This is a genomic window from Synechococcus sp. R55.4 (assembly GCF_047461935.1).
Taxonomy (GTDB): Bacteria; Cyanobacteriota; Cyanobacteriia; order Thermostichales; family Thermostichaceae; genus Thermostichus.
The window spans coordinates 1-6199 of the sequence record NZ_JANSIF010000082.1 but is presented as its reverse complement, the minus strand read 5'-3'; the positions used below and the strand labels follow the sequence as shown (position 1 = coordinate 6199).

4 protein-coding genes and 1 pseudogene are annotated in these 6199 nt (G+C 59.4%); 4 read left to right on the top strand and 1 reads right to left on the bottom strand.

Annotated elements, in window-relative coordinates; all coding sequences use genetic code 11:
* Positions 1-937 (bottom strand): annotated as a pseudogene (locus tag NW842_RS13775) (hypothetical protein); the annotation flags it as partial.
* 258 nt (positions 938-1195) lie between these two features.
* On the opposite strand from NW842_RS13775, the gene ccsB reads away from it, so the two are divergent.
* The 4 genes from ccsB (at position 1196) to NW842_RS13755 (ending at position 6115) form a co-directional block, all read left to right on the top strand.
* Positions 1196-2215 carry a c-type cytochrome biogenesis protein CcsB gene (gene ccsB, locus NW842_RS13770; protein WP_414418262.1) on the top strand — a complete coding sequence of 340 codons (1020 nt, stop codon included), beginning with the start codon at positions 1196-1198 and terminating at the stop codon, positions 2213-2215.
* An 84-nt stretch (positions 2216-2299) separates the two neighbouring features.
* Positions 2300-2683, top strand: coding sequence for a lipopolysaccharide assembly LapA domain-containing protein (locus tag NW842_RS13765; RefSeq protein WP_011431755.1), 384 nt, complete (start codon positions 2300-2302; stop codon positions 2681-2683).
* Positions 2684-2759: 76 nt separating this feature from the next.
* On the top strand, positions 2760-4433 hold the full coding sequence (gene tig / locus NW842_RS13760; RefSeq protein WP_414418261.1) for a trigger factor: 1674 nt from the start codon (positions 2760-2762) through the stop codon (positions 4431-4433).
* Between the two features lie 182 nt (positions 4434-4615).
* Positions 4616-6115 carry a S41 family peptidase gene (locus NW842_RS13755; RefSeq protein ID WP_414418260.1) on the top strand — a complete coding sequence of 500 codons (1500 nt, stop codon included), beginning with the start codon at positions 4616-4618 and terminating at the stop codon, positions 6113-6115.
* Positions 6116-6199: the final 84 nt, after the last annotated feature.

Genomic DNA, 6199 nt, shown 5'->3' with positions numbered 1-6199 from the left:
TTGGCGTTGGCGTCGGAGTAGGAGTGGGCGTGGGTGTCGGAGTTGGCGTTGGCGTCGGAGTAGGAGTGGGCGTGGGTTCCGGAGTCGGCGTGGGTGTGGGCTGGGGCTGGACGATGGCCAGGGCCTCTTCGGCTTTTAGCTCCCCCCGAACCAGCTTGGAGAGGGTGTCTTGGCCGCCAGGGGTGTAGGTGATCTCGCGGGCGGCGCTGTTGAACACATTGCGGATGGGATCCCCTTTGCTGTCCACCAGTTCCAGCACCATCACATTGCGACCGGGCCTGAAGCCCTTCAGATAAAAAGACTCCCAGCGATCCAGCAGGCCAGATTGGCCGTTGAGGGTGTAGCGGATCCGCCAGTCCCGTGGCAAGTCACTCAACAGGCTCTCCCGCACTGGGGCATTGGCCAGCCAGAAATCCACCAAGATTGGCTCGGCCCCGTAGCTGCCTGTGGGGCGGTTGTAGGTGAGCAGGGGCAGTTGCGGCTGTGGCACGTACTCGGGGGTGGGAGCTAGCACGTGGAAGCTAACCTGGGCATAGGCTTCAGAGTTTTTGAAGCTCTCGTGCCAGGGTTTGCCGGCAAACACCCGCAGAGTATGGGATCCCGGCTCCAAATCCTTGAAAACGAGGGGAGCATCGGCATCGTAATGGGCGATGTAGGGCCGGTTGTCCAGCACCACGTGCAGATGAGGGCCAAGACCCAATTGCGGATCTTTGAAAAGTGGGTACCCTTGCACCGCGAAGCGAACGGTTACCTGCCGCTCTGACAACACCTCACCTGGCTTGGGGCTGAGGATCTGAACTTGCGGGCGACAATACTGCAAATGGGCATCCAGCTTGGCAATCTCCGGGGGAACCGGCACGCGCTCTAGCTGGGGAAGCTGTTCCTGCGGGGGTTTAGGCGGGGATCCCCCACAAGAGGCCAAAACGAGGGCGGTCAACAGACAGATCCACCATCTCAACAACCCCCACGTTCTCAACCTGGCATTTCCCGCGTGTTCTTGCATGAGCCTTACATCCCAATGCTCTTTGTATCCTGCCGAGCCGCAGACAAGCCATCCCCACATTACCAGCATGTGTCCTTTGGGGAAGATCCCTTCCCCCGCCCTAGAATGGGATCAACTGGCCTGGCTCAAGCCGGGTCGGAGACACTTTTGAGGTCGTGTATGGCTCTGTTGGCGATAACAGCTCTTGCGGGCATGGATCTGGCCCAGTGGCAAGCTCTGCTCAACAACGTGGCGTTTGCCATTTCTCTGGGGGCCATGCTGTTCTACTGGGGTGGGGCAGCTTTTCCCCAGGTGCAGCTTTTGGCCGAATTGGGCCTAGCGGGGATGATCGGGGCAAACTTGACGATGGCCGCCCTGTTGACGGCCCGCTGGATCGATGCAGGCTACTTCCCCTTGAGTAATCTGTACGAGTCTTTGTTTTTCCTGGCCTGGGGGATCACCGCTTTGCATTTGGTGGCCCTCTACTGGAGCCGCAGCCGCTGGGTGGGGGTCATGACCGCCCCAGTTGTGACCGGGATCGTGGCCTTTGCTGCCTTGGTGCTGCCGGAAGATATGCAGGTAGCCCAGCCCCTCGTGCCGGCTTTGCAATCCAACTGGCTGATGATGCACGTGACTGTGATGTTGCTGGCCTACGCGGCGCTGCTGGTGGGATCCCTTCTCTCCATCAGCTTTCTCATCGTCACCCGCGGTCAGGATGTCCATCTCAAGGGCAACTCCCTCGGCCTGCAATTTCGCCCTCCCCAACCCCAAACCCATCCCGAATGGGCGGAAGCCACCCTGCCTTCCCCGGCTTCAGAACTGGCCTATGCCGGCCTCCGCTCCCCCCGCCCTGCCCCCTCGTCGGCTGAGCTCCCTCCCCAACCGGCCCCAGAAGGGATCCCCTGGCAACGGCTGAGCCTGGCAGAAATCTTGGACAACACCAGCTACCGGCTCATCGGGCTGGGCTTTCCCCTGTTGACCATCGGCATTATCGCCGGCGCCGTTTGGGCCAACGAAGCCTGGGGTACCTACTGGAGCTGGGATCCGAAAGAAACCTGGGCTTTAATTACCTGGTTGGTCTTCGCTGCCTATTTGCATGCCCGCATCACCAAAGGCTGGCAAGGCAGACGCCCCGCCCTCTTGGCCAGCTTGGGTTTTGGAGTGGTTTGGGTATGTTACCTGGGGGTCAACTTTCTGGGCAAAGGCTTACACAGTTATGGCTGGTTTTTCTGAGGGAATTTTTCTCAAAAACCGGCCCGAGTTTATGGGTATTCTGGTGCTGGCAAGCCGTAGTGGATCCCTTCGAGGAGAAAAACGATGCGACTGTTCAACTACCTGATCTTGTTTTCAGCCCTCCTGGCCATTGCCCTCTTTGCCATGCAAAACGCCACCCCGGTCACGGTTACTTTTGCCCCCGGCGTCAGCGTTGAAAGCCCTCTGGTGATGGAACTTCTGGCATCTGCCGGGATTGGGGCCGCCCTCGCCTGGCTGTATAGCCTCTGGATGCGCGTACAGTTCAGCATCGAAGCCCGGGAAAAAAATCGGCAACTGCAGGAGAAGGAGGTCACCATCACCGAACTCAAGGAAATGGTGGTGGAGCTGGAAGCCAAAGTGAAGCAACTGCCTCCCAGCAAGCGTGCCGAACCCCAAGAGGACATCCAGGATGTGAAAGAAGTGGCCACCGAGGGATCCCCTGCCTAAAATCCCCAGGTTGACCCACAGGCCGTTGAGGTAGAATTGAACTTCTACTTGCCCCTCTCCCTAGCTCATACTTCCTATGCAGGTTATCCAAGAAAAACGCCCTGGCAGCCGGGTCGGTCTCAAAATCGTGGTAGAAGCCGACCGGGTGAAGCGCTCCTACGAAAAAACCTTGCGTCAACTGGAGCAGAATATCCAAATTCCGGGATTCCGCAAGGGCAAGGCCCCCCGCAACCTCGTTGTGCGGCAGGTGGGCCGCGAGCGCATCATGGCCAGTGCTGTGGATGACCTAATCAACGAGGCCATTCAACAGGCTTTCAAGGAAGCTCAGCTCACCCCCATCAGTCGGTTCGAGCTGGATGACGAGGTGGGGCAGCTCTTGGCTCAGTTCAACCCCGAGGCAGACTTCAGCTTCTCGGGATACGTTGAGGTGTACCCCGAAGCCCGCGTTGGCCAATACAAAGGGCTGACCGTTACGGCAACCCGTGTTGACGTCAAGCCTGAGCAAATTGACCAGCTCATCGACCGATGGCGGGATCAGCGGGCCACCCTCTTGCCGGTAGAAGATCGGCCTGCTCAGTTGGGGGATGTGGTGGTGATCGATTTTGCAGCCCGCGATGCAGAAGGCAATCCCCTCGACGAGATGACCACCCAGGACTTCCAGCTGGAACTCAAGGAAGACAACTTCATCCCCGGTTTTGTGGCGGGCATCGTGGGCATGCAGCTCGACGAAACCAAGGAGATCGCAGCCACCTTTCCCGATGACTACTTCAGAGAAGAGTTGGCCGGGAAAACGGTTACCTTCATCGTCTCCCTGAAGGAGATCAAGGCCAAAGAGCTGCCCGAATTGGACGATGCCTTTGTGCAAGAGATCAGCAACTTCCAAACGATAGCCGAGTTGCGGGAACACCTGCAAAAGCGCCTCGAACAGGATGCCCTGACACAATCTGAGGAGAACCTCGAAACCGCCATCCTCAACGCCATCCTGGAAACCACCGAGGTGGATCTGCCCGAGACCCTAGTCGAGCAGGAAACGACGCAACTGCTATCCCAAAGCCTTCACTCGCTGCAACAGCAGCAAGGGGTCACGCCAGGCGAGATCCGCAAGCTCCTGTCCCAACTGCCGCCTGAAACCCTCAACCAGTTGATGGAGCGCCACCGACCCGAAGCCATCAACCGGCTGCGGCGCACCTTGGCCCTGAGTGCCATCGTTCGGCAAGAGCAAATTGCCGTAGGTTCCACGGAGTTGGACGTGGAGGTGGAAGAGGTGATGGCGGCCTATGCCCAGCAAGGCCAAAAGCTGGATCGGGAACGAGTACGCCAAGCCGTCTATGAAGGCTTGCTGACCGACAAGGTGATGGCTTGGCTGAAGTCGCAAACTACGGTCAACTGGGTCGATAGCGAGGGGAATCCAACCCAGGCGCCCACTTCTTTGGCAGGCTCGGAGGAGAAGGTTGAAGTGCCAGAGGCCGAGTTTGAGGCCGATGAGCCAGAAGCAGAGGTATCTGGGATCCCTGAGGCAATTGAATCCTCATCAGAGACGGCTACGGGGGCGGAAACGGATGGAGAAGCTGCAGCTGCGGAAGCCGAGCCAGCTACAGAAAAGGCTGTAGAAGCATCCCCTGCTGAAACCGTCTCAGCCTCTGCGGCAGAGGCAACGCTCCCAGTTGAGGAGAAAGCGGCAGAGACCGCTACAGAGATCCCGGCAGCAGAAAAGCCCAAGCCGAGCAAAAAGGGCAAAAAAGGCAAGTAAGAGTAGGCTGTGGTGGGGCGGTTTTCCGGATCCCGGCTGGGAACATTCCAAAGAAGGGGGGCGCGACAGTCACCCCTAGTGTTCTAAAATGCAAAAAGCGGATACCTAACACTGCCTACAGTGGCAGAGGGGAGCGTTTAGGGTTTATCCTATTCGCAACATCTGCAAGAGGGCAGGCTGCCATGAAGGGATTTGCGCGCGTACTTGGGGCTTGGGGGATCCTCACCCTGATCGCCGGGATCTCGCCCGGCAGCGCTGTGGGCCAATCGGCCTTGCCTCCTGTGCCCATCATGCCCTCGGATCCCCAAGGTTCGTTTCCCGATCCAGGGATCCCGGCAGCCCCTTCCCCTCCCCCTGAGCTGGTCGGGCTGGATCTCCGCCATCTGGTGGGATTGTTCATCAACGAGTCCTTGGGTGCAGGCAACCAAGCTGCCGCAGTCAGTTACAACGACCTCTACACCCGCCTGTTGGCCCGAAGCTACGGGGATCCCCGCCCCCCCATTGAGGTGGAGTACGAGTTCATTCAAGAGATCCTGCGGGAGTATGGGGATCCCGCCGATCGTTTCTGGGATCCGCAAGCTTTCAAGGACTTGCTCAACCGTCCCCGTCCTCCCGTACAAGCCCGCGGGATCGGCCCGCGCCAGGTTTACTTGGCTGTGCCGGATCTCACCCCAGCCACGGCTCAGCAGATCCGCCAAACCCTCTACACCCAAGACTACAGCCAGGGCATTGTCCTCGACCTGCGCGGAGCTGTGGGCTACGACCCCCAAGTGGTAGCAGATGTGGCGCGCCTGTTTTTGCCCCGCTCCGTCCAGCCGCTGCTGATTACCGAAGACCGATTCGGGCAGCCCACCCTCTGGAACAGCGAAAATCTGCCCATTGCCGCCGGGATCCCGTTGGCCGTTCTCGTGGATGGTAACACCCGCCAGGGGGCCACCCTCTTGGCTGCCCAGTTGGGATCCAGCAGTAGCACCCTTATCTTGGGACAGCCCACCCAAGGCAGCGAGCGACAAACCCGCTTCTTTGCTCTCCCCTCCGGCGCGGCGGTGGAACTGGCCGTGGCCACCTGGAAGACAGGAGATGGTCGCTCTTTGGAGCGAGGTTTAGTGCCTTTGCAGACGGTGGAAGGAGATGACAATGCTTGGCTGAATGCCGGCCTGCAAGCGCTGGCCTTGCCCCCACGGCGACCCACCCTGCCCCCACGGCCTACCGTGCTGGTGCAAGAGGGCCGAGTCGGTCGCTTTGAGCTGGGCATGGATACCCGCAACGTGGATACCCACCTGCTGGGCAATGTCGATCAGATCCCAGCGGCCTCTGGAGCCAATGTGTTTCAGCCCAACAGCGACTTGAAGATCTTTTACCTACAAGACTACATCCTCTTCACCTACCGTCATCCGGGCATTGTGGATAGCTTTTTCGCCAACCGCATCTACACCACCCACCCGGAAGCCATGACCGGCGAAGGGATCCGCATCGGCTCCACCTATTCGGAAGTGATTGCCGTTTACGGCGGGCCCGGCGAGAACGGCTACAACGAGGTGGTGCCCTATCCCAAGGGGAGCCGAGAGTATCTGCGCGACGACCGCTACTACGTCAACTACGATGCTCTGGGCCTGGCCTTTGCCTTTGAGGTGGGATCCAACCAGGTCACGGCCATTGGCCTGTTCAAGCCGGGGAGCTGAAGACGAAGGTAAACTACCCCCGCCTAAAGGCGGGAGCTTTCAGTAGCCCTAGAGTCGGCAAGCCAACCCTGGACCTCTAGGCTG

What these genes read in the sequence shown, in the direction of transcription:
- NW842_RS13755 (WP_414418260.1), top strand. Translation starts at nt 4,616, where the DNA reads ATGAAGGGATTTGCGCGCGTACTTGGGGCTTGGGGGATCCTCACCCTG.
- ccsB (WP_414418262.1), top strand. Translation starts at nt 1,196, where the DNA reads ATGGATCTGGCCCAGTGGCAAGCTCTGCTCAACAACGTGGCGTTTGCC.
- tig (WP_414418261.1), top strand. Translation starts at nt 2,760, where the DNA reads ATGCAGGTTATCCAAGAAAAACGCCCTGGCAGCCGGGTCGGTCTCAAA.
- NW842_RS13765 (WP_011431755.1), top strand. Translation starts at nt 2,300, where the DNA reads ATGCGACTGTTCAACTACCTGATCTTGTTTTCAGCCCTCCTGGCCATT.